Origin of the sequence: Chryseobacterium vrystaatense, from assembly GCF_000737765.1 — a bacterium.
Taxonomy (GTDB): domain Bacteria; phylum Bacteroidota; class Bacteroidia; order Flavobacteriales; family Weeksellaceae; genus Chryseobacterium; species Chryseobacterium vrystaatense.
The window spans coordinates 1-26075 of the sequence record NZ_JPRI01000007.1; the positions used below are offsets into that span (position 1 = coordinate 1).

The 26075-nt window shown below is 34.3% G+C and carries 39 protein-coding genes; 34 read left to right on the forward strand and 5 right to left on the reverse strand.

Annotated elements, in window-relative coordinates:
- The 11 genes from IW16_RS16850 to IW16_RS16900 all read left to right on the forward strand — a co-directional run.
- Window positions 1–426, forward strand: a 426-nt coding sequence (locus tag IW16_RS16850) for a DNA cytosine methyltransferase (protein WP_034746963.1), incomplete at its 5' end; no start/stop codon positions are given.
- Window positions 427–1197: a DNA adenine methylase gene (locus IW16_RS16855; RefSeq protein WP_034746966.1), complete on the forward strand. Its 771-nt coding sequence runs from the start codon at window positions 427–429 to the stop codon at window positions 1195–1197.
- 1 nt (window position 1198) lies between these two features.
- Window positions 1199–1387 carry a helix-turn-helix domain-containing protein gene (locus tag IW16_RS16860; RefSeq protein ID WP_034746969.1) on the forward strand — a complete coding sequence of 63 codons (189 nt, stop codon included), beginning with the start codon at window positions 1199–1201 and terminating at the stop codon, window positions 1385–1387.
- A 5-nt stretch (window positions 1388–1392) separates the two neighbouring features.
- Window positions 1393–1743 carry a hypothetical protein gene (locus IW16_RS16865; protein WP_034746971.1) on the forward strand — a complete coding sequence of 117 codons (351 nt, stop codon included), beginning with the start codon at window positions 1393–1395 and terminating at the stop codon, window positions 1741–1743.
- A gap of 20 nt (window positions 1744–1763) precedes the next feature.
- Window positions 1764–2171 carry a hypothetical protein gene (locus IW16_RS16870; protein ID WP_034746973.1) on the forward strand — a complete coding sequence of 136 codons (408 nt, stop codon included), beginning with the start codon at window positions 1764–1766 and terminating at the stop codon, window positions 2169–2171.
- Between the two features lie 16 nt (window positions 2172–2187).
- Window positions 2188–2574: a hypothetical protein gene (locus tag IW16_RS16875; protein WP_034746976.1), complete on the forward strand. Its 387-nt coding sequence runs from the start codon at window positions 2188–2190 to the stop codon at window positions 2572–2574.
- A 31-nt stretch (window positions 2575–2605) separates the two neighbouring features.
- Window positions 2606–2938, forward strand: coding sequence for a hypothetical protein (locus tag IW16_RS16880; RefSeq protein WP_034746979.1), 333 nt, complete (start codon window positions 2606–2608; stop codon window positions 2936–2938).
- A gap of 461 nt (window positions 2939–3399) precedes the next feature.
- Window positions 3400–3798, forward strand: coding sequence for a hypothetical protein (locus IW16_RS16885; protein ID WP_034746982.1), 399 nt, complete (start codon window positions 3400–3402; stop codon window positions 3796–3798).
- A complete protein-coding gene (locus tag IW16_RS16890) occupies window positions 3788–4351 on the forward strand; it encodes a hypothetical protein (RefSeq protein ID WP_051890376.1) in 564 nt (187 codons plus the stop codon). Before IW16_RS16885 ends, IW16_RS16890 begins: the two co-directional genes overlap by 11 nt.
- A 39-nt stretch (window positions 4352–4390) precedes the next feature.
- Window positions 4391–5056 carry a hypothetical protein gene (locus IW16_RS16895; RefSeq protein WP_034746985.1) on the forward strand — a complete coding sequence of 222 codons (666 nt, stop codon included), beginning with the start codon at window positions 4391–4393 and terminating at the stop codon, window positions 5054–5056.
- Between the two features lie 9 nt (window positions 5057–5065).
- Window positions 5066–6556: an SGNH/GDSL hydrolase family protein gene (locus IW16_RS16900; protein WP_034746988.1), complete on the forward strand. Its 1491-nt coding sequence runs from the start codon at window positions 5066–5068 to the stop codon at window positions 6554–6556.
- 4 nt (window positions 6557–6560) lie between these two features.
- Here the strand turns inward: IW16_RS16900 and IW16_RS16905 are convergent, their stop codons facing one another.
- Window positions 6561–6812 (reverse strand): hypothetical protein, encoded by a 252-nt coding sequence (locus IW16_RS16905; protein ID WP_034746991.1) that lies wholly within the window; start codon window positions 6810–6812, stop codon window positions 6561–6563.
- Window positions 6813–7079: 267 nt separating this feature from the next.
- On the opposite strand from IW16_RS16905, the gene IW16_RS16915 reads away from it, so the two are divergent.
- From IW16_RS16915 to IW16_RS16985, 15 genes are all read left to right on the forward strand, one after another.
- The gene (locus IW16_RS16915) at window positions 7080–7517 is read left to right on the forward strand and encodes a hypothetical protein (RefSeq protein WP_034746997.1); all 438 of its coding nucleotides are present in this window, start codon (window positions 7080–7082) and stop codon (window positions 7515–7517) included.
- Complete coding sequence (locus tag IW16_RS16920; RefSeq protein ID WP_034747000.1) at window positions 7489–8037, forward strand: hypothetical protein; 549 nt, start codon at window positions 7489–7491, stop codon at window positions 8035–8037. Before IW16_RS16915 ends, IW16_RS16920 begins: the two co-directional genes overlap by 29 nt.
- The gene (locus IW16_RS16925) at window positions 8034–8525 is read left to right on the forward strand and encodes a lysozyme (RefSeq protein WP_034747003.1); all 492 of its coding nucleotides are present in this window, start codon (window positions 8034–8036) and stop codon (window positions 8523–8525) included. The genes IW16_RS16920 and IW16_RS16925 overlap by 4 nt, the downstream gene beginning before the upstream one ends.
- A 194-nt stretch (window positions 8526–8719) precedes the next feature.
- Entirely contained in the window at window positions 8720–8947 is a 228-nt protein-coding gene (locus tag IW16_RS16930) for a hypothetical protein (protein WP_131327925.1), read from the forward strand.
- Window positions 8948–9024: 77 nt separating this feature from the next.
- Window positions 9025–9273, forward strand: a complete 249-nt coding sequence (locus IW16_RS16935; RefSeq protein WP_034747009.1) for a helix-turn-helix domain-containing protein — start codon at window positions 9025–9027, stop codon at window positions 9271–9273.
- 117 nt (window positions 9274–9390) lie between these two features.
- A complete protein-coding gene (locus IW16_RS16940; protein ID WP_034747014.1) occupies window positions 9391–10212 on the forward strand; it encodes a Clp protease/crotonase-like domain-containing protein in 822 nt (273 codons plus the stop codon).
- A 2-nt stretch (window positions 10213–10214) separates the two neighbouring features.
- Window positions 10215–12272 carry a hypothetical protein gene (locus IW16_RS16945; RefSeq protein ID WP_034747016.1) on the forward strand — a complete coding sequence of 686 codons (2058 nt, stop codon included), beginning with the start codon at window positions 10215–10217 and terminating at the stop codon, window positions 12270–12272.
- Between the two features lie 50 nt (window positions 12273–12322).
- Entirely contained in the window at window positions 12323–13135 is an 813-nt protein-coding gene (locus IW16_RS16950) for a hypothetical protein (RefSeq protein WP_034747018.1), read from the forward strand.
- A gap of 91 nt (window positions 13136–13226) precedes the next feature.
- Window positions 13227–13526 carry a hypothetical protein gene (locus IW16_RS16955; RefSeq protein ID WP_034747020.1) on the forward strand — a complete coding sequence of 100 codons (300 nt, stop codon included), beginning with the start codon at window positions 13227–13229 and terminating at the stop codon, window positions 13524–13526.
- Window positions 13504–14844, forward strand: a complete 1341-nt coding sequence (locus IW16_RS16960) for a hypothetical protein (protein ID WP_034747022.1) — start codon at window positions 13504–13506, stop codon at window positions 14842–14844. The genes IW16_RS16955 and IW16_RS16960 overlap by 23 nt, the downstream gene beginning before the upstream one ends.
- On the forward strand, window positions 14841–15761 hold the full coding sequence (locus IW16_RS16965; RefSeq protein WP_131327926.1) for a DUF6712 family protein: 921 nt from the start codon (window positions 14841–14843) through the stop codon (window positions 15759–15761). The genes IW16_RS16960 and IW16_RS16965 overlap by 4 nt, the downstream gene beginning before the upstream one ends.
- Window positions 15758–16609, forward strand: coding sequence for a hypothetical protein (locus tag IW16_RS16970; protein ID WP_034747026.1), 852 nt, complete (start codon window positions 15758–15760; stop codon window positions 16607–16609). The genes IW16_RS16965 and IW16_RS16970 overlap by 4 nt, the downstream gene beginning before the upstream one ends.
- Entirely contained in the window at window positions 16590–17027 is a 438-nt protein-coding gene (locus IW16_RS16975; protein ID WP_034747028.1) for a hypothetical protein, read from the forward strand. The genes IW16_RS16970 and IW16_RS16975 overlap by 20 nt, the downstream gene beginning before the upstream one ends.
- Before the next feature lies 1 nt (window position 17028).
- Window positions 17029–17451, forward strand: a complete 423-nt coding sequence (locus tag IW16_RS16980; protein ID WP_034747031.1) for a hypothetical protein — start codon at window positions 17029–17031, stop codon at window positions 17449–17451.
- A gap of 174 nt (window positions 17452–17625) precedes the next feature.
- Entirely contained in the window at window positions 17626–18459 is an 834-nt protein-coding gene (locus tag IW16_RS16985; protein ID WP_034747034.1) for a DNA methyltransferase, read from the forward strand.
- Window positions 18460–18528: 69 nt separating this feature from the next.
- On the opposite strand, the gene IW16_RS16990 is transcribed toward IW16_RS16985, so the two are convergent.
- Both IW16_RS16990 and IW16_RS26685 read right to left on the reverse strand, forming a co-directional pair.
- Window positions 18529–19347 (reverse strand): GLPGLI family protein, encoded by an 819-nt coding sequence (locus IW16_RS16990; RefSeq protein ID WP_034747037.1) that lies wholly within the window; start codon window positions 19345–19347, stop codon window positions 18529–18531.
- An 81-nt stretch (window positions 19348–19428) separates the two neighbouring features.
- Complete coding sequence (locus IW16_RS26685; protein ID WP_165571992.1) at window positions 19429–19602, reverse strand: bacteriocin-like protein; 174 nt, start codon at window positions 19600–19602, stop codon at window positions 19429–19431.
- A 211-nt stretch (window positions 19603–19813) separates the two neighbouring features.
- Here IW16_RS26685 and IW16_RS17000 point away from each other — a divergent pair, with 211 nt between their 5' ends.
- The 6 genes from IW16_RS17000 to IW16_RS17025 all read left to right on the forward strand — a co-directional run bounded on the left by IW16_RS17000 (window position 19814) and on the right by IW16_RS17025 (window position 23787).
- The gene (locus IW16_RS17000) at window positions 19814–20068 is read left to right on the forward strand and encodes a hypothetical protein (RefSeq protein WP_034747043.1); all 255 of its coding nucleotides are present in this window, start codon (window positions 19814–19816) and stop codon (window positions 20066–20068) included.
- An 83-nt stretch (window positions 20069–20151) separates the two neighbouring features.
- Complete coding sequence (locus IW16_RS17005; RefSeq protein ID WP_034747046.1) at window positions 20152–20970, forward strand: hypothetical protein; 819 nt, start codon at window positions 20152–20154, stop codon at window positions 20968–20970.
- A gap of 2 nt (window positions 20971–20972) precedes the next feature.
- Complete coding sequence (locus IW16_RS17010) at window positions 20973–21155, forward strand: hypothetical protein (RefSeq protein WP_034747049.1); 183 nt, start codon at window positions 20973–20975, stop codon at window positions 21153–21155.
- Window positions 21155–21481: a hypothetical protein gene (locus IW16_RS17015; protein ID WP_034747052.1), complete on the forward strand. Its 327-nt coding sequence runs from the start codon at window positions 21155–21157 to the stop codon at window positions 21479–21481. Before IW16_RS17010 ends, IW16_RS17015 begins: the two co-directional genes overlap by 1 nt.
- Window positions 21462–22103 carry a hypothetical protein gene (locus IW16_RS17020; protein WP_034747055.1) on the forward strand — a complete coding sequence of 214 codons (642 nt, stop codon included), beginning with the start codon at window positions 21462–21464 and terminating at the stop codon, window positions 22101–22103. Before IW16_RS17015 ends, IW16_RS17020 begins: the two co-directional genes overlap by 20 nt.
- Window positions 22075–23787: a hypothetical protein gene (locus IW16_RS17025; protein ID WP_034747060.1), complete on the forward strand. Its 1713-nt coding sequence runs from the start codon at window positions 22075–22077 to the stop codon at window positions 23785–23787. Before IW16_RS17020 ends, IW16_RS17025 begins: the two co-directional genes overlap by 29 nt.
- A 55-nt stretch (window positions 23788–23842) precedes the next feature.
- Here IW16_RS17025 and IW16_RS17030 read toward each other — a convergent pair whose 3' ends face one another.
- Window positions 23843–24418, reverse strand: a complete 576-nt coding sequence (locus IW16_RS17030; protein ID WP_034747064.1) for a DUF4468 domain-containing protein — start codon at window positions 24416–24418, stop codon at window positions 23843–23845.
- A gap of 96 nt (window positions 24419–24514) precedes the next feature.
- Window positions 24515–24754, reverse strand: coding sequence for a hypothetical protein (locus IW16_RS17035; RefSeq protein WP_034747067.1), 240 nt, complete (start codon window positions 24752–24754; stop codon window positions 24515–24517).
- 303 nt (window positions 24755–25057) lie between these two features.
- Here IW16_RS17035 and IW16_RS17040 point away from each other — a divergent pair, with 303 nt between their 5' ends.
- Window positions 25058–25366, forward strand: a complete 309-nt coding sequence (locus IW16_RS17040; RefSeq protein ID WP_034747070.1) for a hypothetical protein — start codon at window positions 25058–25060, stop codon at window positions 25364–25366.
- 42 nt (window positions 25367–25408) lie between these two features.
- Window positions 25409–26074, forward strand: coding sequence for an SOS response-associated peptidase (locus IW16_RS17045; protein WP_034747074.1), 666 nt, complete (start codon window positions 25409–25411; stop codon window positions 26072–26074).
- Window position 26075: the final 1 nt, after the last annotated feature.

Consider the following 26075-nt stretch of genomic DNA (forward strand, 5'->3'; position numbering starts at 1 on the left):
TGGCATTACCTGATGGACGCTCAATATAGCAGAATCGGAAATGATCTGGACAAGCCGTGTTTCACCCTGATAGCAAGAATGGATAAAACACCGCCTTACCTGGTTGAAATTAGCCAAGAAGAACAAATGCAGCCTTTTATTCAAGTTGAAGGAAACGTCGTTGTTTATGAGATCTATGAGACGGATTCGCCCATGCTACAGAAGATCAAAGAATTTATGGCTCATTATGGTTTGATGGATATCAAAATGCGTATGCTGAAGATACAGGAGCTTAAAGAAATCATGGGATTCCCGAAAGATTATGTGCTGATTGGAACCCAGGCAGACCAGAAAAAATTTATCGGTAACGCGGTTGAAGTAACAATGGCCCGGAAAATCTGTGAAGCTACTGCAAATCGATTATTTGAATTAAGAAAAGCAGCTTAAATGATATTAACAAGATTAGGAAATAAAAGAAGAATGAGTAAAGAATTAATCGGCCATTTTCCGGAGCACAGGATGCGAATAGAATTATTCTTTGGTGCTGGAGGTAGTTTTTTTTATCTACCTAAAGCCAAATATACTATCGTAAACGATTTAGATGATGATGTAACAAACCTTTACATGGTTGTTCAAAACCATCTCAATGAATTCAGAGAGCAAATAAGAATTGTTCCATTGACTGAAAGCTTAATGAAGCACTGGAAGAGAAACAAAGAAATAGATCCTATAAAAAAAGCTTTGAGATTTATTTTCCTTTCGAATTTTTCATACATGGGGAAAGGGGATACTTTACGATTAGGGTTAGATAATGCAAAGCAATCTGTATTAAAAAATCTCGATAAAACATTTCATCTTCTCCAGGATGTTAAAATAATGAATCGAGATTTTAGAGAAGTTTTACCTGCTATTAGTTTTAGTAAAGGCTTAAACGATAGAGACAAATGCTTCGTTTATTTAGACCCTATTTACCACGATACTGAACATTATTATAGTGTGCCTAAATGGAGCGAAAAAGATTCAATCGACTGTCTCGATTTAATGGTTGAATGCGGCATAAGATCAGCCATGTCGGAGTTCGATAGTGATTTTATAATTAGAGAAGCTGAAGCACGAAATCTAAATATTATTCCTCTAAAAAGCAGGGCTAACATTAAAAATAGAAGGACTGAAATTTTAATAACGAATTATAAAAGTCACAAACTATTTACAGTATGATATGGGAAAAGAATTTATCACCCGAATAATCGAATCTTCCGGAAGAACCTCAAAGCAATTTGCAATTGATATAGGAGTGAATCCAAGTACTATTCAAAAGTGGCTTTCCGGAGAACACAAACCTTCTCCAAATAATCAAATTGCTATAAGATCTAAATTTAAAAAAGAAATCGCAAAACTTTATAAATAAATACTATGAGAACAAAAAAAAACAAACTCACATATCTAGAAAATGCTTACATCCGTATGCAAGCTGTAGACGCTCTTTATTTTGAAATTAAATATATTTTAAAAGCATTAAAGTATGAATTCAATAAAGAGCTTTTGAGACAAGGCCTACAATACTTTCAAGAATGTTATAGATCAAGACCCATAAAATATCCGGGAGATAATATTTACTTAGAAATATTCGTGTGTGGAATTAAAAAAGGGCTTAGTCAAGAAGAGGCATGCGAATATTCAAAAGCAATAATTGATCGAGAAATGAAATTTATTGATGGTAGTATTCTCTCTGGTTTTTATTACCGTGAAAATTGGTTCGATTAACAATAAACAAAAAATAAGTTATGGAAGAATTTGAAGAAATGGAAATGCCAACACCATGTATTCATTGTGGTGATTTGTTTGATTTGAATGACGGCTACGGATCCGATAAGTGGCATCCAAATATTACAATCTGTGATAAATGCCATGAAGAAGAAGAAAAGGAAATTGAAAGAGATGAAGAGATTGAAGATTATATTGATAATCTCTCGGATGCAGAAGAAAATGTTAAACGTTATCGAAAATTACTAACCGAATTAGGAGTTGATCTTCCGGAAAAAAAACAAAATATAACCTGTTTAATGGATAAAGCTGCAAAATGGGATAAACTTGATGAAGAGATATCAAAGTTTTACGGCGATGAAGAAGAAGAACAAGGAACTCTTCTCGATATCGGAGAAGCTGCAGCTCGTGCGTTTGGATATTTATAACAAAAAATCAATAGTTATGACAAAAGAACAGAAAATAAAAGAGGCATTTGGGGAAAGTTGGAATCGTCTTACTATATCAATGCAAAAACATATTTTAGAGGTGCATCATTGGGTTGATAGATCGCAAAATAGAATGAATTTATCTCCAGAAGATTTAGGTTTTAACGAGAAAACAGAGTGTGAAGTTCATTGTGAATTTTGGCGACCCATTCAATTAAAAGGAATCGAAAACAACAACGGCTGGATAAAGATTGAAAGGGAAGACGATTTTCCTGATGAAGATGTACTTGTCTGTAATATCAATGGTAATAAGATAACATTTTTTCATGATGCTCTTAAGCCTTTTGGTAAAAAATACACACACTATCAACCAATAGAAAAACCTAAACCTCCAATTTACTAGCGACATTAAACATTTAAAAATCAAAAAAATTATGAGCGACAATAAACCACTATCATTTTACGGCCAAATAGATTATACCGAATTAAGAGAAGCCTTGAAAACCGGCAAAGTAAAAGCCACCTGGGTTGATTTTAAAAACAAAGGAAAGCGTTTAATGGTTGATATCAATGTCTGGGTAAAAGAAGAGGCTGATCAATATCAGCACAACGCCTCAATCCAGGTTCAGAACAAAGAAGAATTCCAAGGTGAAAACAAGGCATTCATTGGTAATCTCAAATATAAAAAGCCAAAAGCTGTAGAAGCTTCTCCGGAATCAGTTTCGGATGCAGTAGGCAGTGATGAAGAAGACGATCTTCCTTATTAATTTTTAAGTCGTGTGAGAATTCTCCCGGTGATGTATATATCACCGGGATTTTTTATGATCGATTCTCAGCGGTTTAATTTACAGTTCCAAAATCATTGCTAAAACAAAGGGGAGGGGCAAGCTTTCAATCCTCCCCACACCCCCCCCCATAAAATTTATTTATTTTTGTAATATTGTAATTAAGAACCAAAAACCCCGAATTGTAAGGGCTTACAGTATATTTTATTTTTTGTAATACTTAATTAGTAATTACAAAATAATTGTAATAAAAAAGAGTATTACAAAACTCTTACAAATCCTCTTTCGAGGTATTACAAGCTTTATTAAAATACAAATGACTGATAATCATTTAGTTATTACATAATTACAGACTTACAAAAAAAAATCAAACTTTTAGTATTTTTATGAGTTATCTATAGTATCAAATGATATAAATTGTATCTTTGCGTAAAGACTAATAGATGAAGTCAGAACGTTTATATATCAGTAAGTTATATCTTATTTCTGCTGCTGACCTGTATGATGGCATTCAGGATGAAGAAATTATTTTTAAAACTCAAAATCTAGAGCCAATTTACATTACTCCTGGGACCGCTTTTTATACTTGGGATCGTAAAAACACCTCTTCCGGATATTATTATATTAATGAAATAGTCTACTCAGAACCCGGTCTTGGTGATCAAAATTCAATTGCAGAATTAAATAAGACAAAAGCTATTGTGGCAATCACTCAAAATGGAAGGAAAATAGTCATGTACAGAAATGATTATTTCAACAATCTTAAATTGGTTCCAGAGGTTGATTCTACAACGGACCGCACACGTATAAAATTTTCACTTTCCAGTTTGGATGTATTATAAAATGATAAGACTTCGCCCAATAGAAATTCCTGGTTACTTAATTCCTTTTATTTTGAAGGAATGTGATGGTATTTCAATTCTGAAAGATGGCGGAGAGTATAAACAAATTCTTATTGAGCCTAAAAGCGTTCTGGGGCAGTTCCTATATGCCAGACTTAAATATGAAAAACCTATACGTGAATTTTGTCTCACAATATATGCGAACACAGAAGGTAAAAAGAAAGTTTTTTCTACGGAAATTTTAAATTTTTACAATACTGCTGAATTCTCAATTGATTTGTCTTTTGATGACTTGGAGTGTTTTTATAAGTTTATTGACTCTTATTTCAGAACTTACTTTTGCTTTTTCATAAAAGGTTATTGTAAAGGTAATATTTACAAAAGCAAAATTAAGAAAGCAATAGATGAGTTTTGTGATATGTATGATCTTTATGAGTATGGTTATTCACAGAATCAAATGCGAATATTATATTACCGGTACACCAACAATGGAGTTCTTTCGCTTTTCCAAAATAATAACAAATTGAATTACGGCTTTTTTGGTGTAACATAATAATCACGCTCTGAATTGGACTTTTGTAAAAAAAATTGAATGTCTAATTTCAGATTGAACGCGCGAAAACCGAAAAACAGTGCGGGGCTTCCTACACCAAAAGGAGAGCTTTATCTTCTTTACATACAGGATATTGTTTCACTACCTCCGGTAGCCGAAAAAGGAATTCTATGTAATGGAGATATTCACTTAAAAAATGGGCGAAGATTTCATATACTGTATTTGACTCCCAGTACACAAAAAAGAAATATAAAATCTGACGGAGAAGTTGATTCCAGAGGGTTTAAAAAGAAAGTCACCGGGAATTTTCCTGGAGATGACTTGGAAATTCATCAATTCGTTAAAAATAATATTAATCAGGGTTTTGTCATAATAATGAATTCTTATGATAAACAATACCATCGGATTTATGGAAGTATTGAAAATCCTTTGTATTTCACGGGAGATTTTAATGATGATGATTCTGGAAAAGGATATGAGTTAACATTTGAACAAAACTTTGCAGACGAAAATCCACTTCTCTTTTATAATGGAACAATTGTACTTGATGAAAGCGCTATTGAGGATCCAGATATAAATTTTGACGGTTTATTTGCAAGGCGAGATGGTTCGAATCTTAATAAGGATCAAGTAGATAAATGGGCAGAGATGCTCGAAGGAAAATTTATAAGAGAAAATTTTTTCCCAATTAATAACCAATGGTAATTTAGTTTTATGACGAATTTTTTAGTTCCTGTAACAGTAGATGTTTTGCCTAAGATTTCAGATTTAAAAGGTAAGCAAGGAATGTTCATACTTCCTGATGGGTCTATTAATATTAATAGACAGAATGGTACTTGGGTGATCATAAATAAAAAATCTGATCATGCAGGTGTTTTAAAGCCTACAGATATCCCGGTTGTTCATCCAGGTGATGCTAAGTGGTATTGGGCTCGTGCAGGTACATATACTAATGCTGGTGGTGTTATTATTGAAAATTTTGGTATTATTTCCTACAGTGGTACTAAGTGGGAAAAGAATGAACTTGAAATTCCTGCAGGAAGTGAATATTTAGATTTAGTTGATTCCGGTCTGCCTAATAATCTATTCAATATTAACAGTACCGGGATACAGTTGGGAAAGGCTATAAATTCTGCGTTTAATCTCGGTGATTTTGCAGGATTTAAATTATCTCACTGGATTCCTGCGGAACCAAATACACAGTATACGTGGCTAAAGTACGGTATTGGCGGCCGTCATATGCAATTTACAAAAGCAGATAAAACAAAGGTTGCCAGTTCCCCAGGAGGTGCTACTGTAGGAATACAGGGTGGTACGCCCAATGTAAGGTTTACTTTTACTACTCCTTCTGATTGTTTCGGTGTATATTATAATTGTATGTCAAATGGTGAAGCTCAAATCCCTCCTCAACTTATGCTCGTTAAGGGAAATGGATTAAAATCCGACGGTATTACAGAGCTGGACTTTATACCTTTTGGAAACTCTTCATCTAACTCTGTAATTGTCGCGCAATCTGGGCTCACATTGATCGCAGATAATCTTAAAGAAGGCGCTAAAATGGGAGGCAATCTTATCGCTACAGTTAATATTTTGCCAGCATTTGTCCAACCTATACCTCCTAATTTTATGACTATTGTCGCATCTGGGACATCTATCACGAACGGTGTTGGGTCAGATGGGGGCTTTGGAGTCGATCTCAGTAGAACCTGGAGATTCATTTTGCAAACGACTTTACGCAATGTATTGGGGAGGTCCATTAACATTATCAATGGAGGGGGTAATGGCCAGAATACAACAGCAATGAGAAATGCGTTTCCGGCATTGCTCACAGGTGTTTCTGGGCAGGTTGTGATTATTGAAGGGGCTATAAACGACTGTCAAACGTCAGGAGCTGGAATTCCGGTTGCTACTACCATAGATAATCTGACCAGCATGGTTGATACTGCTATAAGCACGGGTAATGTTCCCATTCTTACCACGCCGATGCCGATTGATATAGCTGCTTCAGGTATGGGAGTATATACAAATCAAAAGAGATGTGATTTGGCTTTTGCTGTGAGGAGAATTGCGAAGGCAAAAAATGTCCGATTAATAGATTTCGATAGTTTGGCAAACAACGATTATAGCCTAATGATGGATGGCTTACATCCGAATCCTAAGGGCTATTTATTTATGGCTAACGCGTTAAGCTCTGTGTTTGTCTAAAATTTCACCAGACATGTGCTTCCATATGCCAATCTATACATGCTTTTAGTTCAGAGATTATTCTGAGCTTGATTTCAATCCGATCAGATTGGGATGATGAAGCTTTAAGTTGGCGTTGTAGATCACTTAGTTTTTCAGAAGAAAGATTATTAATGAAAAACTCATACTTCAGCTTTTCAAGCTTGGAATCAAGCCTTGGTTCGCTGAAGAAAATCCGGTAAAATCTGCTTTCAATGGCTTTGACTAAGTTTTTCATAAAGTAAAATTAAGAAAAACAAATATAAAGAATTTAAAATGAAAGGTTTTTTCTACACATTAATTGGATGGCTTGGAATCGAAGTTCTAAGTACCAACAATGCGATATTAATCAGGATACCTGAAGGGTCTTACGGATGGTATTTACTATTATTTATTAATTTCTTTTTTCTTTTTTATGGAATGTATTCAATATACAGGATTATTAAGAAGGCAATTAGATGTTATCAGTTTAAAAATTTTAGAAGAATAAAACAAAGACAAGAAAATGCCGGAAAAAGAAATCAAAATAGTGATCACTGATGGACTTCTTAATTGGCCATATTCTTCTAATGACTGGATTATAATTGTATTAGCAATATCTGCTTATTTCTTCAGAATGTATCTTATTTATAAAAATATAGATAGCAAAAATCCTAAAGTGATTGATTGGATAGGAATTTTTGTTCTGACAATATTAAGTACTATCTCGCTTTATGAGATGGCTCTTCATTATCAGTGGCCCCTGAAGGTTTTCTTTCTTCCATTCGCGCTATCAGTTATCCTGGCTAAGGATCTTTCGGATTGGCTATTTATGACCAAGGACGGAAAAGATTTTGTTATTCACACTTTTAAAGAAATTTTATCTGGAGTCCTAAAAAACTTCGGATATATCAAACAAAACAAAAATTCTGACAATGAAGAAAATAATACTACTGACGTTTAGTCTTTTTCTGCTTTCCTGTGGAACCAGACAAAAAAATTCAAAAAAAAACGAAACAAAAACTGAGGCCGAAATCTCAGTAAATAGTAACTCTGATGCTAATGTGAAAATTAACAGAAAAGATGCAGATCTGCATATTTTTGATCTATCAAAAACAAAAATTTCTGTGATACCTGCAGCAAATAAGTGCTCAGGTTCTCAAAGTCCAAAACATCCTCAGCTCCCCAGAAATATGAATGTAAAAGATTCAAAAGGAAATGAAGTAAATATTCCGGTTGATGAAAACTCGGGGATATATTTTGAAAATACTTCTGAGCATCAGACAAAGTTGAAAAGTTTAGAACTGAAGCTCGCGGCTATGGAGAAAGAAAACATTAATCTTCAGGCTGAAAAAACTTACCAGCAAAAACAAATTGAATCTTCAGTAAAAAGTAATAAACCTCTCTGGTGGCTTTATATACTGCTTTTTGTCTGTGGTGCTTTGTTCCTACCAACTTTAAAATATTTAATTGGAAAAAAATGATAACATCAAAAAAGGGAATTTCCCTAATTAAGGAATTTGAAAGTCTCCATGATGGAGATTTAAAGAAAATAGGCTTACAGCCAAAAATGGACCCATCAGAAATATGGACAGAGGGCTGGGGTAGGGCTATGAGGGATGGAAAAGGACGCTTTTTAAAAGGTATTGCCAACAAAGGTATTGCAGAAAAAACAGCGACAATCCATACAGCAGAACAAGCAGAACAAGCATTGGCAGAAGATTTGGTCCCCCGAGAATTAGATGTAGCCAGAAAGCTGAAGGTTGTGGTAAATCAAAATCAATTTGATGCGCTCGTTTCTCACTACTATAACACCGGAGGATCTTCAACATTATTTGATCTTATTAACAGGAAGGCTTCCAAAGATTTAATTTATAAATGGTTTACCGAAAGGTACATTATTTCCGGAGGAAAGGTCTTAAATGGACTGATCCGTAGAAGAAAAGCTGAAGCTGATTTATTTTTTAGTTAAAATTTTTGATTTTACTGAAACCCGTAACAAAAAGCGTTGCTTATATGCAACGCTTTTTATATCTTTACAAAGTCAAATTAATCAAAGTATAACTAAAAACCGAACCCAAATGTGATAATGATGGGACAAACAAAATGAAAAATTTTAAAAAATTTTCAGAAAAGTATCCAGATTCAGCTAAGAATCTTCTAGAAATGTCAAAAGAAGAAATCCTTGAACACTATGCAAGGGAAGTCGCAGAAAAGGACGATTTAGCAGATTTTAAACAAACGTATGAGGATGCTACCACAGACCTTGAGTGTATCGTGAATTTTGGAATTCAATGGTTGAAAAAGAATAAGAAAGGCGATAATTATCATATTCATATTGATAAGGTAATTGCCAAAGTAATCTACACAAATACGGAGACAGAATTCATTTAATTAAAAAAGCCCTCTTAATAGAGGGCCTTTTTTGTCAAATTAATCTTAGTTTTGCAACTAAAATCAGATGTAAATTTATGGAAAATAATATTAATTATAATTCTTTGATTTCAAAGTTAAAGACTCTAAAGGAAAGTAAAGGAGTATCTGATTATAAAATTGCTCAAGATTCAGGCCTTCAAAGATCTACTATAAAAAGAATTTTTGATTTGGAGACAGAATCTAAAGCGGGTAATCTATTTGAAATTCTTAGAGTAATGGGAATCAATTTTTGTCTTATGGATGAAAATAATGAAATTTTATGGAGATCTGAAAATAAAAATTAATTCTGGTTTACCAATTAAAATTATAAAAAGCACCTGATATAAATATCGAGTGCTTTTTTATTTTTTAGACTTTTTAATGTAACAAACTTTTTACAGGCTCTAAAGTAGTTTTGCGATATGAAAATATTATCGGAAATAACTGGAGGTACGTGGCTATTTAAGATAGACGCTCCTGAGCAGCTTAAGACTTTGGTCAATACTGTTTTGGCCGGTGGCAGAATCAACGAAGAAACACCAGAACTTTCAACCTTTTTAGGTGAAAAGCAATTTGACGAATCTACTGGAGAAACTAAGCTGATTAATAAAGTTGCTTACATTCCTATGGTTGGAACAATGACCAAGTATTCCGGAATGTGCATCAATGGCGCAGATAGAATTTGCGTTGAAGCGATGAAGGCTCAAAATGATCCTGATTGTATCGGTACTATTTTTCATATTGATGGCTATGGTGGCAATGGTGATGCTATTCCTTTATTCCAGGAAATTGCCCCAAAATTAACAAAACCCCGCATCAATCTAATTGATAAAGCTTTATCAGCTCATTATTGGGCAGCGATACTATTGGGGCAGTATAATATGCTTTCAAACGATCTTACCGCAGAAGTGGGCTCTGTTGGTGCGCAATATTCGTGGGAAAAATCTACTAACGAAATAATCATAGTTCGTCCTCCAGAATCTCAAGAGAAAAATCAAGATTTTATTGATGCTTTAGCCGGTGACTACTCAGCATTAGAAAAAAAACTATCACCTCTCGCTCAAAAATTCCAAAGTTCTGTAATGAATGCTAGACCAGGAATCAAGATAGAACACTTGAAAGGTGCTACTTACTATGCAGATGAAGCAATCAAATTTAACCTGGCCGATTCGGTCGGAACAATTAACGATGCATACAATTGGGTTTTGGCTAAATCAGAGATACAAAAATTAAAGTCTAAATAAATATGAAATTTTTAACCATGTTGGCAGGGTTGTTAGGCCTTGCATCAGTACCGCAGAAAGATAACAAAGTTGATCTTTCTGACGAATTAAAAACAAAGATTGACGGCCTTTTAGGGCCCGCGGAAGCTTCAACGCTTGTGGAGCAGGCAAACTTAGAACTGGCAGGGGTTGCCGATGCGCAGACGCAACTTCGAGAAGTTCAGGGACAATTGGCTACAACTACACAGCAGGCGACTGCTGCTAATGCTCAAGTTCAAACGCTTACTCAGGAATTAGCAAACAGTCAGCAAGTGATTGCCCAACTGGCAGATTCTCCGGAAACAATCGTTGAGACTTTGAATTCTGTGACTCCAAACTTTGGTGCGGGTAAAATTATTGCTGTTGCAGGTTTTCTTATGGGTATGCAGGGTGCAGTATTTGCGATGGATCGTCCTTGGAATACCAGGATTGTTGCCGGAATGTCAGCTCCTCAAACTGACTTCAAAAATGATTTGGTAATTAACACTTTAAATGAAGATATCAAAGGTTTTGTGGCAGAATATCCAACAAAGTTTGAAACCCTTTTTGAAAAAAAATACAATCTACCTGATCTGTGGAAACAAAACACGATTTTTGGTGTGGCTGATAGGTTGGTTTCTGCAATAATTTCAGTTGAGGAAGTTACTCAGCCTAGAAAAGCTGTTTGGGTTGCTAAAGGAGGAGTGACAATTCATCCGGAAGTTATGGAGGTACGTCCTACTCAAATTGATTTACAGTTTAACTACTGGAAGCTTCAGGCATTGGAAACTTCTTGGATGCATCAGTTTAACAGAGAAGGTTCTCAGGCTTACAAAATGAGTTTTATTGAGTTTCTTATCGTTAAATATCTTGAGAAGGCAAGGTCTGAAGATGCTGATGTATTGGTTAGAGGTGTTTTTTCTGAAAAACCAGCAGATTATGATAAGCCAGTTACTTATTTAATTAGAAATAATGGGGTTTTCAAACAGTTATTTGATGCTAGGGATATCACCCATAAATTCAGACCATACTACCTGGGTGAATTGACTGAACAGAATGTTTGTGATTACGTAGATGCAGCTATACAAGCGTTACCTCCAGATGTTAGAAATATGGATCTGCAGTTTGACTGGTCACCATATTGGATTAAGAAATACCAAACAAGAGATCGTGAAATTTACGGGGGTAATAATGATTATACAGGATTGGTTAAACATCCTCGTGACTATCCAAATATAGAATTTGTTCCTGTGGTACAAATGGAAGGTTCGAAATTCTTCTTTATTACATTTAAAGATAATGTAAAGCCGTTAGAATTTAAACCGGAAGAAAAATCAAAGTTAACATTTGAAAGATTTCTTCGTGATGTTTACGCTTTTGCTGATTATAAGCTAGGAATCGGTATCAATCACATTGGTTTGGAAACAGCAGATGATAATCCGTTAAAATATGAACTTCAGGCAGTATGGTCTAACACAGAGCCTCTTTTTGATAAGAATTTTTTCATTCCTGTTTTTGATTTTGGAAATGGGGTAGTGAATGCTAATCATAACAGAATTGCTCCAACGCCAGACTTCACCACGAATATTACATCCATTAAAGGAAATGTTGGCAGGTATCTTTTTATCAGAGGAAACATTTCTATGGTGGGTAATACCTTGGTGAAGAAAAATGCCGAATTGGTTCTGGGATCAGACTTCGATTTGAAGTCGGGTGGAACTTTAACATTAATCAAAGTTGGAGCTACCTGGAAAGAAATTTCAAGAACTGATGCTCCGGAAACTGTTTCTAATCAGATAGACTTTACTGATGCTACTATTGATTATGCAGACTCAGATAAATTCATCTATAAGGGTGCTGCTGCTGTTGATTTAGCTGAAATTAAAGGCGGTTCTGAAGGGAATACAATCAGAATTTTTGGAGGTGAGGCTGCTGGTTCTGCATTAACAGTAAAAGATGCAGGAAATATTAATGTAAATTCTGATTATGTCATGGATGCCCATGCTAAATGGATTGACTTAATCTTCATAAATGGAACTTGGGTTGAAGTTGAAAGAGGGTAAATAATAATAACCAAAAACCTCGCGAAGTATAGGTTAATCGCATTTTACTTATGAGAACAGATTTAAAAAAATCAAAAAATAACGCTGGTACTCCCACACCTAAGAAGGCTAATGCTATTGCAGCTTTGGTAGATGATATTGTCTCATGGCCGTCCGTAGATGAGGATGGAGTCACTTTGATTGGTAACTTCGCCTTTAAGCCAGGTACAAGTTTCTTTAGAATTTATATGACGGCTCCTACACAGGCAGCAACATATGAATCTTCGGGAAACCCAGATGGCAAAGGCGCAATGAATAAGTATATCGGAGAACATCCGGGAACAACCAAAGAGGCTATTTCATTCATCAAAAAACACATGGGTGAAGGTTTTATAATCATCTATGGCGGATGTGGTGGTGAAGAAGAAATGCGTGTGATGGGTTCTGAATGTCATCCATTGGTGCTCTCAGCAGCAGGGAAAGATGATAAAGATGGAAACATCAATACCTTGACTTTCGAGCAGGAAATGATTAACAGGGATTTTATTAAATTCTACAACGGAGACGTTTCATTTGCTGAACCGAAAGTTGTTGCAAACGAAAACGTGACTTTGGCAAAAACAGACGGACCTTCTTATCAGTTACCCACTGCAGCAGTGACGGCTGATGTAAAGTTTACTGCTTCTGATTTTGACCATGGTCAGATTGTAACAATAATTGGCGGTGGTGGTGCTGCTCCATATGTAATGAAAAATAGTCCAACGGGTACAATCCCGGTTCTGCTGAAAGAAGCAAGCAATTGGATTGCTTTGAAGGATTCCGTCATCAACCTCAAAGTTGTAAAGGCAGAAAAAACATATCTTGTGGAAGCTTCCAGAAAATAAATAACATTTGTCCTGTATATAAAAGCCGCATTTACAATGTGGCTTTTTTGATGTAACAATAAAGCATTCTTATACTGGATATTTTTGCTGTATGGAACAAATAAATGTTTATGATGCTTTAAAATTAATGAGGAAACTTTCTGCTGAAAATTTTCCGTTCAGTTTTAGTTTCATAAGCTGTGACCGATCAAAGAGATCTTCAGAAGGTTTGGTGGTAGTTGAAGAGGCTATTTTAACTAAAGGAATGCCTAACAGTAAATCAAAATATGCAAAAAATCTTATTGCGTATCAAAACCTAAAAACTGGTGAATATAGACAATTCTGGGTTCCGCTTTTAATGACAGTTAACAATAATTTACAAATCAGCCATGATAGAGTTTTTAGGAGATGATGCCATTGTCGGAGGACAGAGTGCTTTTACATTTGAAGTAATAGACAAAAAAAGACAGCAAAATGATCCTTATTTTGCAATGGAAGTATTTTCTTCTTCACCTTTTATGGCTGTTCATGGAGACTGGAGGGTTTTCCCCTATGGTGAAAATAATGATCTTCCAGTGCAAATTAGAAATATCGTTTATTCTAATTCGATTGCTCCAGGTATTCTGAATAAAAAAACCGGAATGAATTGGGGGAAAGGCCCGAAATTGTATGAAGAAACATTTGATGAAGAAGGTTCGCTTAAGAGAGTGTACAAAACAGATCCCGAAATTCAGCGATGGTTGGATACTTGGGATTATGAAAATTACATAGCACGTTGTACGACAGATTTTTCACATATTGAAAGCTGCTTTACAAAGGTGATCCAAAATAGAGGTTGGAGAATTGGAAGGGCTCCAATGATAAAATCTTTAGAGCATGTTTCCCCGGTTAGAAAGCCAATCGTTGCAGGAAAAAAAAATACACCTACTCACATATTGTTAGCTCAGGAAGATTTTCCGGAGAAGTATGATGCTTATCCTTTTTTCGATAAGTACAATCCTTTTAAATATCCACTGAGTATGAAGTATTCCAACCTTTATACATTTGCATCTGCATTTTTTAGTATTCCTCATATTTTGGGATCAATTCCGTGGATTATACAATCGACCAATGTTCCGAAATTTCTTGCCGCTTTAAGTAAAAATTCCATCAATATAAAGTACCACATTACTTCACCAAAAGAATATTGGGATCAAAAAAGAGATGATATCAAAGATGAGTGTACGCTGAAAAATATTGACTACAAAGAATCAATGTTTAAATCCTTCAAGAAAAAAATGTTGAAGTCAATAGAAATTGTCTTGTCCGGATTAGAGAATGCCGGGAAGTTTTGGCATTCTGAGCAAGTTCTTGTGGTTGAAGGGGTCAATGTGATTGAAATGGGGTGGAAAATAACGGTTATTGATCAGAAAATGAATGATACTGTAAGTGCTCAGATTTCGATTGCTAATAAGGCGGATACTTCAACGGCTTCAGGGGTTGGTGTACATAATGCTATAGGAAATGTTTCTGATTCTGGAAGCAATAGTGGCTCTGAGCAGTATTACGCGCTAAACAATTATCTGCAAACAGGAATCGATCTTCCTGAAATGGTCATAATGGAGTGTATGAATGCTGCTTTAAAGGCTAATTTTCCAAGTAAAAATCTTAAAATGGGATTATACCACGATGAAACGAAAAGACAGGAAGATATGTCTAAAGATGAAAGAAATTTAAAAGTGCTGAGATGATGAAGTTACTATTTAACCAGGAGGGATTCTCCCAAGATATAAAAAAGGTGATTGGTATAATCGATGCGGATTTATCATGGGACAGAATGCGTCCGTCACTTGAGATTGCGACTGATGAAATAGTTGATATTATTGGAGAAACTAATTATACAACTATCAGTGCTGAAGTTATTCCCGAGGGGCAACAAAGGTTTTTTGAATTGGTAAGATTTGCGATTGCTTTTAAAGCGTACATGCATTATGCTCCTACCGGAGATCTTGCAATGACCAATAAAGGCAGAACAATGAGACGTGATGAATATGAGGTCGGGGCATTCGAATGGCAGATTTCTAATCACAATGAGTCTTTAGAGAGGTTTTTTTATAAACACATGAATCTGCTTTTTAAATTCATGGTCAAAAATAGTCTTATTATTAATCTTGAAAAGTATAAGCATAATACACTTATAGTGCCTACATTGGCAGAGTTTGAAACGCATTATGGATTAAACGAATCTTATTTTTTATACTTAAATCTTTTACCAGGGTTAAGGGAATTTGAAGACTTAGAAATGCTTTCAAGAATTGGAGAAGTTCTTTACAATGACAGAAATGCATTGAAAGATAAAAAAGTTTTATACAATTATTTACAAAAATCCTCGGTTTATTATTCAATTGAATGGGGATTAAGGCATTTAGATATCCAGATGTTTCCTAAATCAATTTTCAGAAGTACAGAGTCTTCAGGGGGGATCAGTCCAAAATCTAAGACTGGACCATTACCGTCAGAGCTTGCACTTGTTTTTGAAAAAGATTATCACCGATATCTTAAAAAAGTAGAAAATGAAATGACATCATTTCGGGTGACGGTTCCGAGCGATGATTTTAGACTGCCTGAATTGGATTTTGATAATGACGATAATTTTGTATCAACATGATAGCAATTGAAATACCTGAGAAAAATAAGTTTCTCTATATGCCGGAGAATCTGGCTGAGTGTGATGCAAAACAATATGCAGATTTTTCAAAACTGCTTTGGATGGCGCAGGAAAAACAGATCAGCTATGATCAGCTGTGTTATATGGCGGTTTATCCATTGTTAAACCTAAGGAAATCAAAAAAAAAGAGTCCTGAGAAATATGAAAATATAATCAGACTTTCTGAATATATAGACAATTTCTTCGATAAGGATGAAGACGGAAATTTCACCGGAATCAAATTAGAATTCACAAAGAATTATCTTCCAAAATACAGGCTGTTTTATTCCTATTACGGTCCTGATGATGGCTTTAGTGATGTGATTTTTGGTCAGTACATTGACGGGCTTGATGAATATATTTATTATTCAAAAACGGGAGATATTAAATCTTTGCGAATGCTTTTTTCAATTTTTTATTTGAAAAAAAATGAAGTTTACAATTATCGTGTATCAAAAAAGAGAGCTGAAGGTATTTTCAGATATGTTGATATCAGGCATTTATACGGTTTCTTTTTGTTCTTTTCTTCAATGCAGTCTTTTGTCCTTCAAGGTGAAATTATGGTAATGGGAAATTCTATTGATCTTTCTATTATTTTTCAACCAGACTCAGGAGGTTTTGAAAGTACCATTCCCGGAACAGGCTTTAGGAATATAATCACGGACATGGCAGCAACTCAGGTTTTTGGCCCCTATAAGGGTGTTGAGAAAACGAATTTATGGGTAGTCCTGATAAGACTTTACGAATTGAAGAAAAAAGAATTAGACGACAAAGAAAAAAATAAAACAAATGACTCCACTAGAGCTTAAGGAAATGCTTTCAGAAATAAAATCTGAAATCCCCGAAATAAAAAGAACGATCTGTCTGATTGATGATTCAGATTTATCCGATTTTGCTTCAAATATGATGACCTCAGAAATGGTTTTGGTTGGTGTTATTCCATCTTATGAACATATTGGTAAGATCTCAGCATTTAAAACATTACCTGTTTTTCAACTGGATATTGTTGAGAAAACAGATTATTCAGCGATTAATAATGATGAGTTTGTTGCATTGTATGAAAGAACTCTTAAGATTCTTTTTAAAGTCCGTGATTTTGTTTTAGAAAAAATTGAAGATGGATGCTATCCCATGTTGAGTAATATCGATGTTACTTCAATGACTATTGATCCTATAAAGAAAAAAGCGCAGTGTAACGGCTGGAGTATGGATATTTTAACAGAATAATATGTCACTATCTGAAAGAAGAACCGCCGATATCGGAATTATTGAAGGCTTGTTTATTACCAAAACATTGCAGGAACAGGCTGTGTCAATTCTTGCCGATACTCAACGCGAAATGAAAGGCTTTAGGTCTGCCAGATGGAATAAGAGAAGTATGAGTGTTTCCGGAGATACATTGACCTACACGCATAATATAAACTTCAGGTTCTTAGATATGAAAGCTCGTGTGTCTAGATCTGGCTATAATCCTTCAACGACCAGAAGAAAAGCTGGGAAAGTTCAAAAGCAGTCTTTGCCGGTTCACAATAAGCCGATTTTCAGGCATAAAAGATACATTCAGAAAAGAATATCTTTTGGTTTTACAGATGAGATCCGGGGGATTTTTGAAAAAATGGCTCAGGAAAATAATCTTTTGAGCGGTCAGTAGAAAAAAGAGAGGACTTAAAAAAAATGTCCTCCAACAAATTAAAAACTTCTCACGGTAATTTAATTAAGCACAAAGCCCACAGTTGGAGGACAAAAAGTCGTCTGATTGTGGGTTTTGTGTTGTTATTACCGTGAGAGTTGCAAATATACAAAAACAATTATTTAAAACTATATTATGAATTTCAATTATGTACAGGCTCCTTTGCCATTTCAAGGACAAAAAAGGAGGTTTTTAAAATCATTTAAAGAAGCTCTGAAAGATTTTCCGGAAGACGCAATCTATGTCGATTTATTTGGCGGTTCGGGTCTTTTGAGCCATACTGTTAAGCAATTTTATCCAAATTCAGAAGTTATATACAATGATTTCGACGGTTATACTTTTCGGTTAGAAAACGTTCAAAAAACAAATTCTTTACTTTCGGATGTTAGGGAGATATGCTCTAAATCTATAGATAGAAAAGGAAAATTAAGTAACGAGCTTCACTCAGAAATTATAGGGAGGATATCTAAAGAAAAAGGTTTTGTTGATTGGGTTACAATTTCTTCTAGCTTACTTTTTTCAATGAATTATGCTACAAGTTTCGAGCAATTAAAAAAAGAAACATTCTATAATAAAGTAAGATTATCTGATTATTGTGTTGATGGGTATTTGGAGGGCGTATCAAAAGTAAGAGAGGATTATCAGTGTTTGTTTGCTAAATATCAACATTATCCGAAAGCTGTTTTTTTAATAGATCCTCCATATCTTTCAACGAACTGCAGCACTTACACAAATCCTGATTATTGGAAACTTTCAGATTATTTGAATGTCTTAAATACAGTAGATAACACATCTTATTTTTACTTTACAAGTAATAAAAGTCAGATAATTGAATTGTGTGATTGGATGAGTAAGAAAAAATGTTTTAAAAATCCCTTCAGCTGTTCCACCACTGTCTCTATAAATACGTCATTAACTCACAACGCTAAATATGATGATATTATGATATATCGTTATAAAAATGTTTAAATGGTAAAACAAAAACTAAAGGCAGTAACTGCGAATACAAGAAACTAAAAAAGCACCTACTTAGGTGCTTTATTTAAAATCAGCTTTTTGATTTAATTCAATGATATTATTATATTCTTTCAGGGACGTTTGGATTGAAATTGTACTTTCTCGAAGATTTACATTTTTACGTCCTCCATTTCCATCATCCGTCATGACTTTAATATTTTGTAATTTGATAACTGAATAAGGATCTTTATAATAATCATTTTGAATTTTTATAAATTCTTCCCAACTTACGTTCTTTCCTCCCTTCATTGAAAACAAATTTTTGTCAGTTGATTTTTTGATTTTCACTAATTTGAATAAATAATCTTCTGTACTGTCATTTATTTCTACTATCATACCAGGAAGACCATTAAATACATATGGACCTTCAGAAACCTGAACATCTTCAGTAAACCAAGCTGTCCAATGTCTTCCTCCATAATCTGCAAGTGCCTTTTGACATTTTAAGTCACCAATTTTTTTCGTTTCCGGAAGAAGTTGCCAGTTAATTTTCTCATTAACCTTAACGTAGAATATATCTCTTGTTGTTGGAAGAACTAGATATTTAAACACAGTGTGTTTATTAAGATCCTTTTTAATGTATAATTGATCATTAATATTAACCGGATATCCTAATCCATATCCATTTCCATAAAATATTAATGAATCGGATCTTCGCCTCATATCATCTCTAAAAACGGATTCATTATTAAATATGTCGAGATAGAATAATTTGGACTTTGTTGAGTCTTTATGAATGATAGAAGGTTTATATTTAACCTCATATACAACTGTTAAATTTTGAGCTGATGTAATTATACCTATTAGTAAAAAAATAAATGCAATATACTTTTTAACCATATCTAAATTTTAAATTATTACATTACAAATATAAATCAAAAACTCCCTCAAATGAGGGAGTCTTGCTTTGTTAATTTTCTATTACATACATCTCAAAGCATACCAATTACCAACGGAATGATCGTGGCCCATGTAAAGACCACATTCAAGACCATACTGGGCGCAACTATCATTATTTCCCATATTACACATGTCTCCATAACCACCTTTCACTTTCTTCAAATCATCTTTAGAAAGTTTTTTTAAATTTTTCATAATATATATATGTTTAAATTGTCCAGTAAATATATATACCATTTTTTATTCACCATTGCGGGAATCCGTATTTTTAAAAGTTTTTTATTATGTATAACAATTTTCTGTTGTTTCAGCTTCCGGTTCTGAACATTACGCTATACAGCGCAATTTTGTCTTAGCTTGTATAAAACTTGTACGTTCTTTTACTCACTAAAATTTGATTTAAATCATGAGAGAAGAACTAATGCAACCTGCTAAAGCTGAAAATGAAGTTTATTCAATACTTCAAAAATTAATTATCGGAAATTCTCCGGAAGAATTGGAAGATATGATCTTCCATGTTTTCGAACACGCAAATTTACAATCGGGAGATCTGTCGTCGGACGAAAAATCACTGAGATCAGAATTTCACATTGCAAGCAGAAAGATTTTAAGATTATTGTGCAAACATCCTGATCTGCTCAGGAAACTGAAAGATGCATAAAAATGAAGTCTGTTATTATAACAGGCTTTTTTAATGTAACATAGCAATTGCTTGCAATTGTCAAAATTTGTACAAAAATAAATATGAGTAAAGATGTATTGAAATACTTGACTTCTGAAGGTTTATCGCCACAAGAAGAATACAATCAGGGCTTAGCTTTGTTAATGCAAAATCCTGCAAGTCGAAATGCGGTAAGATCCTATAATAATAAGGGATTTTCCAAACAGGGTTTGGAAAATCTAAAATATGATCTTAAAAAATCATTTGGGATAAAAGATCAGGATATCCGAAAGTATAAAGAAGAAAATGTGCCTGTGATTGAAGAAAGAAATCTCGAAGTTTTCTTTGAGGAAAATACGGATAAAGTTACAGAACTGCTCTCAGAGATTACAGAAGATGCTAAGAAGGGAATGAAGCTATATGGTAAATATACTTTCTTACGATCTGCTGATTGTCCTAAAGAATATAAAATTTTAGTTGGTGATGCTATTACGGCATTCGAAAATTACAAAGCCGGTCATGAAGAGCTTTTTACTAAAGTCGCATCCTTGGCAGATCCAATACTGGACGAAAATGAAATCTTTGAAATTGCCAATCAGGTTTTGGAGGATTTTGAATTAAACAGAGAGATTCATGCAGAACTTCAGCATTATGCCGATACTGGCGAAATACTTGGTAAGCATGAGATTTTCGCAGATTATAATCTTGAAAAGGAAATTTCAAAGTTAACTGCAGCAGAACTTGCGGGCAGATCAAGTAATCTTAAATCTTACATTTCCAAAGCAAATAAATTAATTAATACAAGTAAGAATCCGGAAGAAGTAGAAGCTGCAAAGGTTCGTCTTGCTAATCTTAAAAAAGAGAAAGCTTTGGTTGATAAAACATTGAAAGCAAAAAAATAATTATGAAGCATAAGTTTTTCAGCATAAAAGAGTTGAAACAATCTCTGGAAGACAATCCTGATTGTGAAAACAATCCTATAGTTAATATTTCTCTGGAAATGCTTAAAAGTATAATTGCTACAAAGAAACCGGTTCCTAAAAAGGGGCCGGCTTTCTTCTCTTATAAAGGATTAAATATGAACTAATGAGAGATTATGAGGTAAGACTTTCGCAGGAGCAGTTGGAGGAGCTGGAAGACCTTTCCGGTGCAGGATATTGCATTGATAAAATCGCTCTGTATTTTGATATCCCAAAGAAAACAATGAAATCTGAATACATGCAGGAAGATTCCTGGGTACGTTACCATTATGATCGTGGAATCTTATTGGTTGACGCAAAAGCGGGAATAGAACTTTCAAAAAGTGCAGCTACGGGAAGTATTACAGCAATACAGCAATTGGCAAAACTTAGAGACTCTCAGAAGCTTGAAGAATTAAGGAAAAGAATAATGTATGGCGAAGAGATTGACTGATTATAATTTAAGCGATTTATATAAATGGATTGAAGCCGGACAGAGTACATCTGCTCCGGAAGAGTTTATTCAATATGTAAATCTTTTGGAGAAAATTTACCAGATGATGAACCGGGTAGATATCTACGGTTCCAAAGAAGCAATTGTAAAACACTTGGTTTCTTTTGAAGAATCTCTCAAGGGAAATAGAATTAAAGCGATTGATCTATACAATGAGTCTTTCGAATATTTTAATGCCGATGATAAGATATCTAAAAAGGCCTGGAGAAAGTTTTATGCCGCAAAATTGGATCAGGATTATGAAATGGCAAGAGCTGTATCTAAAGATGCTTCTGATTTCGAAAAAGCCTCAAGAATAGCCGACAAGGCTTATAAGTTTAGACAACTTGATCAGGAAGATCCGCCTGAGCTTCCTAAGTCAATGTTTGAAAAACCTCTAAAAGTTTACACTATGGACATGAATCAGTTTGATGTCGTAAATGAGGATCTTACCGATATCGAAAACTGGATAGATGAAAATACAAAAGAACTTTCTCCAAAAGCTATTGATAGAATAAAACAGGAAGCAATGATTCTGCCGATTAAAATATTTGATGATGAAAAACCAGACGGTTCGAATTGATTCGCTTTCGGTCTATGATGATGTAGAAGTTAGGTATTCCACTTGGCTCAAAATGATCACGGATCTTATGGAGCCTCAGAATCTTTTCCTGGTACTTGGAAGGGGTACTGGAAAAACGACAGATTACCTTTCCGAAAGATTAATGAATATATGCTATGAGATGCCTCATAGCTACATTGCTTTGGTGGGTAACACCTATACAAATCTTTTAAAAAATGTCGTTCCAGCTATTATTGAAGGTTGGAATCGTAAAGGCTGGATTGAAGGTATTCATTACGTGGTAGATCAGCCGCCGCCGGATCACTTTAAAAAACCATATAAAACTCCATACGAGTATAAGCATACCATTTCTACTTTTACCGGCAATTTCTTCAATTATATCTCCATGGATACACCCAGTTCCGGAGCCGGTAACTCTTACCAGCATTTAGCGGGTGATGAAACAAAATATCTGGAAAAAAATAGAATTGACAGATTATTCCCGGCACTGCGTGGGGATGCTACCATGTTTGCCAAATCTCCTTATTACTTGGGAGTAACTTTCACTACCGATTATCCGAACATTATTATGCCGGGTGAATACGACTGGATATTGGATAAAGAAAAAGAAATGAAGCTGCAGCAGATCAAATATCTATTGCAAATTTCTCTTGAACTTAATAAAACTTTGGCGGGTACGATCCGGGCAGCGAAAAAAAGAAACAAGAAATTATTAGCTACGCTTCAGAATAAGATGAAAAAATTATCTGTTCTGAAAACAAGACTTCGTATAAATTCTACTTTTTTCTATAAAGCTTCATCTTTTGTCAATGTCAATATTTTAAGGCTTGATTATTTCAAAACGGCCTTGGCAGCTCTTGGCGAAATAGAATTTAATACGGCCGTACTTTCCCAGGCTCCTATGGTAGAAGCCGGCCAAAGGTTTTATCTGGCATTCGACAATCGCCATATTTACGAGGACGGAATTATACGCGAGAATTACTACCGTTATCGAACCGGGGACGATGCTGAAACCTTTTCAACGGATTTGAAATATTGTATTCCAGATAAGCCTTTAGAAATAGGAGCCGATTTCGGAAATATGATTTCGATGGTTGTAGCTCAGCTTCAGGGGAACACTATCAGGGTTTTAAAAAACATATTTTCTTTAAGCCAGAAGACAGAAAAAATCTGCGAACGTTTTCTAAAGTTTTTTGCACACCATAAAAAGAAAGTAATTGATTTTTATTTCGACCGCTCGGCAAATGCCTACCAAGATGTAGGCCGTGACTGGGCAAACGAAATGAAAAAATTTCTGGAAGCTTGGCCGGACGGAACACCGACCGGCTGGACGGTAAATCTAATGTCAAGAAATCAGGGGAATATTGAGCAGCAGCTTGAATTTAATTTTGTGAAAGCTTTAATGAATGAAAATTATCGGGAGCTTCCAAATTTATTGATTGATAAATATCAATGCCGTCAGCTAATCTCTTCAATGAATGTTGCGAAGCAGATCGTGAAGAAAAATGCAAAAGGGATATCCAGAATATACAAGGATAAATCGTCGGAAAAACTTCCTAAAGAAAAACTTCCAATGTATTCTACTAATTTATCTGATGCTCTTAAATATCTATTATGTAGACGTCCTTGGTTGAGAATTTACCAAAATAAAAAAAGTACATTTTCTGATACAGAATTAACCTGATAAATAAATCCCCACTTATTAGGTGGGGATTATTATAAATATTGTGATAAAACATTTACCAATTGTCAGCAGGATTATCTGATCCTAATAAGAAAATTTTCAATTTCTCATTTATAGAATTAAAGTAATCCGCCAATTCGGAAGCGTATTTATATTTATTTCTAAATTCTCCATTTGTTTTTCGAACACGATTATATCCATTTGCCCCATCTGTCTTTGCTAAATTAAGCTCTATAAATTCAGTACTTGATAGTTGCGGGTATAAATAGTTCTTTTCTTGAAGAGAAATTATTTCAAATTTATATTTATTATCTTTTAATGATATTTCAATCTCATATTTGATAGGTAAGTATACCGAACCTCCTATGCCCGAATATCTCATTGCAGATTCGCTAACAGCCTCTATTCTGATATACTGATTCTCAATCATGCCTTTTATTGCTTTTTGAGGAGTATTAAATTTTCTATTAACCCAATCAATAACTTTTTTATATGCCTCCTCTTTTGAGATTCCAGGAATATCAGTGACTACATACTTAGCTAAACCTTCGTCAGTGATATTAAAAGTTTTGTCTTGTGCCTTTAAAGCGGTTACGAATAGTAGTATAAAAAATAGTAAATATATTTTCATGAAAATTGGTTAGGTTGCTAATTTACAAATAATTCGTAATCCAAAATTATGGGTTTCTGTAAAATACAATCCCCACTTATTAGGTGGGGGATTTTGTTACCGAACAACTATATATCCATCAAACGGATTGGTAGACAGTAAGTTTAAAGTATTTCCTAAATCAGAGTAGCTAACTTGAGAAATATCAGTCAACACTGCAAATGGATTCTGACTTTTATCAGGATAAAAATAAACTTGAATAATTGGTTTTCCATCAAATGGTTGTTGAAACTGATGAAAAATTTGAAACTTGTCACTTAATGGAAGCCATTGTTCCTTTGTAAATTCTATTGTCATTACTATAATTTTTAGAACAGCAATATACAAACAATTCAAAATCAACAATTACGGTTTCCCGTAGAATTATGACTACAATCATATCCGGAAAATAGCTGATTCATTATCTTTGAATAATTACATCCATTCATATTTCTTAAAAATTACACTTTGCCTCTCGTGAACCGGGAGGCTTTTTTGTGGATAACTTTTTAATGCGTCAAGTTCTGTCGTATAAAGGGTTTTGCTTTGTCATATAATGTGTGATACAAAATGTATCCGTTTATTTTTTGTTGATGTTTAAATTTGTATCAATTTTGAAACATGGAAATCGCAGGCTTAATTAAATCTAAGCACATAGATCATGTTCGGATCATTACTTCTGATAAAAAACAGGAGGTAGATGTGTTTTATACAGAGAGTAAGAAATTTGACATTGAAGAGCTCATTGAAAATGAAGTTGTGCTTTTCAGTGTGGCAGCTGAATCAATTGATTATTACGGATTAAAGTTGGCTAAATTCTGGCTTTTAAGTATTATTTCCCCAAAAAAGAAATTCGTATACCAAGGAAAAAAGCGAAAAGGTGATAATGAAAATAGTAATGAAGGCTGGGCAGATAGGCATACGAAATAATTGCATAATATTTGTACTTTGCAAAGTAAATCTAACATCATCATGTGCTATTACGTTGACGCAAAATTATCCAGAAAAGAAATCCGTGAGGTATTTAATGTGGAGACCGAGTTCACTGAATTTAAAAGTGAAAAGATGCTCTCGGGCTTTCGTGCAAAAGGAACTGTTGAAAAACCACTACCGATAATAACTGACGAAAATCCAGATACTGCAGTTATCGGGGACTGGGGTTTATTGCCGTTTTTTAGCAAAGACAGAACTTTTCAATCTAAAACATTAAATGCTGTGATTGAAGAATTGGAATTGAAAAATAGTTACAAAAACAGTATCAATAAACGATGTTTAGTTTTAGTAAATGGATTCTACGAATGGCGTTCGCTTGATAAATTTGGTAATCCTGATTCTGAAGGTAAAGTGAAACAGTTACATAGAATTCACTTAGACAATGGCGATAAACCTTTTGCGTTGGCAGGAATTTATAATATTTGGAATGATATAATAACATTTTCAATTTGTACAACGAAAGCAAATACTTTAATGGCTGATGTTCACAATTCAAAGAAAAGAATGCCGGTTGTTTTGAACGAAAATGATCATTTAAAATGGCTGAACAATCCTGACTATTTAGATTTTGCTCATCCTAAATATGATGTAAAATTGATTTTAGAAAACTTAGAACCGGAGAAAACCCCAAACACCTTATTTTAGC

What these genes read in the sequence shown, in the direction of transcription:
- IW16_RS16855 (WP_034746966.1), top strand. Translation starts at nt 427, where the DNA reads ATGATATTAACAAGATTAGGAAATAAAAGAAGAATGAGTAAAGAATTA.
- IW16_RS16860 (WP_034746969.1), top strand. Translation starts at nt 1,199, where the DNA reads ATGGGAAAAGAATTTATCACCCGAATAATCGAATCTTCCGGAAGAACC.
- IW16_RS16865 (WP_034746971.1), top strand. Translation starts at nt 1,393, where the DNA reads ATGAGAACAAAAAAAAACAAACTCACATATCTAGAAAATGCTTACATC.
- IW16_RS16870 (WP_034746973.1), top strand. Translation starts at nt 1,764, where the DNA reads ATGGAAGAATTTGAAGAAATGGAAATGCCAACACCATGTATTCATTGT.
- IW16_RS16875 (WP_034746976.1), top strand. Translation starts at nt 2,188, where the DNA reads ATGACAAAAGAACAGAAAATAAAAGAGGCATTTGGGGAAAGTTGGAAT.
- IW16_RS16880 (WP_034746979.1), top strand. Translation starts at nt 2,606, where the DNA reads ATGAGCGACAATAAACCACTATCATTTTACGGCCAAATAGATTATACC.
- IW16_RS16885 (WP_034746982.1), top strand. Translation starts at nt 3,400, where the DNA reads ATGAAGTCAGAACGTTTATATATCAGTAAGTTATATCTTATTTCTGCT.
- IW16_RS16890 (WP_051890376.1), top strand. Translation starts at nt 3,788, where the DNA reads ATGTATTATAAAATGATAAGACTTCGCCCAATAGAAATTCCTGGTTAC.
- IW16_RS16895 (WP_034746985.1), top strand. Translation starts at nt 4,391, where the DNA reads ATGTCTAATTTCAGATTGAACGCGCGAAAACCGAAAAACAGTGCGGGG.
- IW16_RS16900 (WP_034746988.1), top strand. Translation starts at nt 5,066, where the DNA reads ATGACGAATTTTTTAGTTCCTGTAACAGTAGATGTTTTGCCTAAGATT.
- IW16_RS16905 (WP_034746991.1), bottom strand. Translation starts at nt 6,812, where the DNA reads ATGAAAAACTTAGTCAAAGCCATTGAAAGCAGATTTTACCGGATTTTC.
- IW16_RS16915 (WP_034746997.1), top strand. Translation starts at nt 7,080, where the DNA reads ATGCCGGAAAAAGAAATCAAAATAGTGATCACTGATGGACTTCTTAAT.
- IW16_RS16920 (WP_034747000.1), top strand. Translation starts at nt 7,489, where the DNA reads ATGAAGAAAATAATACTACTGACGTTTAGTCTTTTTCTGCTTTCCTGT.
- IW16_RS16925 (WP_034747003.1), top strand. Translation starts at nt 8,034, where the DNA reads ATGATAACATCAAAAAAGGGAATTTCCCTAATTAAGGAATTTGAAAGT.
- IW16_RS16930 (WP_131327925.1), top strand. Translation starts at nt 8,720, where the DNA reads ATGTCAAAAGAAGAAATCCTTGAACACTATGCAAGGGAAGTCGCAGAA.
- IW16_RS16935 (WP_034747009.1), top strand. Translation starts at nt 9,025, where the DNA reads ATGGAAAATAATATTAATTATAATTCTTTGATTTCAAAGTTAAAGACT.
- IW16_RS16940 (WP_034747014.1), top strand. Translation starts at nt 9,391, where the DNA reads ATGAAAATATTATCGGAAATAACTGGAGGTACGTGGCTATTTAAGATA.
- IW16_RS16945 (WP_034747016.1), top strand. Translation starts at nt 10,215, where the DNA reads ATGAAATTTTTAACCATGTTGGCAGGGTTGTTAGGCCTTGCATCAGTA.
- IW16_RS16950 (WP_034747018.1), top strand. Translation starts at nt 12,323, where the DNA reads ATGAGAACAGATTTAAAAAAATCAAAAAATAACGCTGGTACTCCCACA.
- IW16_RS16955 (WP_034747020.1), top strand. Translation starts at nt 13,227, where the DNA reads ATGGAACAAATAAATGTTTATGATGCTTTAAAATTAATGAGGAAACTT.
- IW16_RS16960 (WP_034747022.1), top strand. Translation starts at nt 13,504, where the DNA reads ATGATAGAGTTTTTAGGAGATGATGCCATTGTCGGAGGACAGAGTGCT.
- IW16_RS16965 (WP_131327926.1), top strand. Translation starts at nt 14,841, where the DNA reads ATGATGAAGTTACTATTTAACCAGGAGGGATTCTCCCAAGATATAAAA.
- IW16_RS16970 (WP_034747026.1), top strand. Translation starts at nt 15,758, where the DNA reads ATGATAGCAATTGAAATACCTGAGAAAAATAAGTTTCTCTATATGCCG.
- IW16_RS16975 (WP_034747028.1), top strand. Translation starts at nt 16,590, where the DNA reads ATGACTCCACTAGAGCTTAAGGAAATGCTTTCAGAAATAAAATCTGAA.
- IW16_RS16980 (WP_034747031.1), top strand. Translation starts at nt 17,029, where the DNA reads ATGTCACTATCTGAAAGAAGAACCGCCGATATCGGAATTATTGAAGGC.
- IW16_RS16985 (WP_034747034.1), top strand. Translation starts at nt 17,626, where the DNA reads ATGAATTTCAATTATGTACAGGCTCCTTTGCCATTTCAAGGACAAAAA.
- IW16_RS16990 (WP_034747037.1), bottom strand. Translation starts at nt 19,347, where the DNA reads ATGGTTAAAAAGTATATTGCATTTATTTTTTTACTAATAGGTATAATT.
- IW16_RS26685 (WP_165571992.1), bottom strand. Translation starts at nt 19,602, where the DNA reads ATGAAAAATTTAAAAAAACTTTCTAAAGATGATTTGAAGAAAGTGAAA.
- IW16_RS17000 (WP_034747043.1), top strand. Translation starts at nt 19,814, where the DNA reads ATGAGAGAAGAACTAATGCAACCTGCTAAAGCTGAAAATGAAGTTTAT.
- IW16_RS17005 (WP_034747046.1), top strand. Translation starts at nt 20,152, where the DNA reads ATGAGTAAAGATGTATTGAAATACTTGACTTCTGAAGGTTTATCGCCA.
- IW16_RS17010 (WP_034747049.1), top strand. Translation starts at nt 20,973, where the DNA reads ATGAAGCATAAGTTTTTCAGCATAAAAGAGTTGAAACAATCTCTGGAA.
- IW16_RS17015 (WP_034747052.1), top strand. Translation starts at nt 21,155, where the DNA reads ATGAGAGATTATGAGGTAAGACTTTCGCAGGAGCAGTTGGAGGAGCTG.
- IW16_RS17020 (WP_034747055.1), top strand. Translation starts at nt 21,462, where the DNA reads ATGGCGAAGAGATTGACTGATTATAATTTAAGCGATTTATATAAATGG.
- IW16_RS17025 (WP_034747060.1), top strand. Translation starts at nt 22,075, where the DNA reads ATGATGAAAAACCAGACGGTTCGAATTGATTCGCTTTCGGTCTATGAT.
- IW16_RS17030 (WP_034747064.1), bottom strand. Translation starts at nt 24,418, where the DNA reads ATGAAAATATATTTACTATTTTTTATACTACTATTCGTAACCGCTTTA.
- IW16_RS17035 (WP_034747067.1), bottom strand. Translation starts at nt 24,754, where the DNA reads ATGACAATAGAATTTACAAAGGAACAATGGCTTCCATTAAGTGACAAG.
- IW16_RS17040 (WP_034747070.1), top strand. Translation starts at nt 25,058, where the DNA reads ATGGAAATCGCAGGCTTAATTAAATCTAAGCACATAGATCATGTTCGG.
- IW16_RS17045 (WP_034747074.1), top strand. Translation starts at nt 25,409, where the DNA reads ATGTGCTATTACGTTGACGCAAAATTATCCAGAAAAGAAATCCGTGAG.